The organism is Nitratidesulfovibrio sp. 1201_IL3209 (assembly GCF_036763125.1).
Taxonomy (GTDB): Bacteria; Desulfobacterota; Desulfovibrionia; order Desulfovibrionales; family Desulfovibrionaceae; genus Cupidesulfovibrio.
In genome coordinates, this window is sequence record NZ_JBAIYT010000082.1 from 1 (window position 1) to 513 (window position 513).

Annotated in this window: 1 protein-coding gene; it reads right to left on the reverse strand. The window is 40.5% G+C overall.

Translation table 11 applies throughout. The annotated features are described in order from the left end of the window. The coding region (locus V6B97_RS17135) for a hypothetical protein (protein WP_333507714.1) at positions 1-513 on the reverse strand (513 nt) is incomplete at both ends.

Here is a 513-nt window from a genome sequence, read left to right on the forward strand (position 1 = left end):
TAAAACTGAAAACCATCAAGCACTTCAATAGAAACACACAACGTTGTCATACAGTGAAAGAACCGTGTTTCAAAGCGTGTCCAATTCTCAGCTTCAAATGGAACACCCCCAGATATAACAGGACCTGCAAAGGATCCAAATTCGAAGGGAACTGCAACACTGGTATCTAAAGTAGCGCACTGTATCAAATAACCAGTGTGTTGCGTGGCTACATTAAGCCCACGACCTTGTGAGATTATCACATTTCCAACGGTATTTGCCAGTTTCACACCAGCGTTCAGCGTCCATTGAAAATGCAAAACAACCTTTCCCCACTGCATACCAGTTGTAGCACACATTATTGCAAAAGGATTCACCAAATTAGTGATTTTCCCATGTTTTATACCTTTTGCATTTGCCAGTGTAATATTACTACATCTAGATGGCAGGGTCAGGACTAATTCCTCAGTTCGCCTTGGTGTTTCAATATTTTCCAGAAGAAACCAACCCACAATATTCTTGTAATTGATTGAT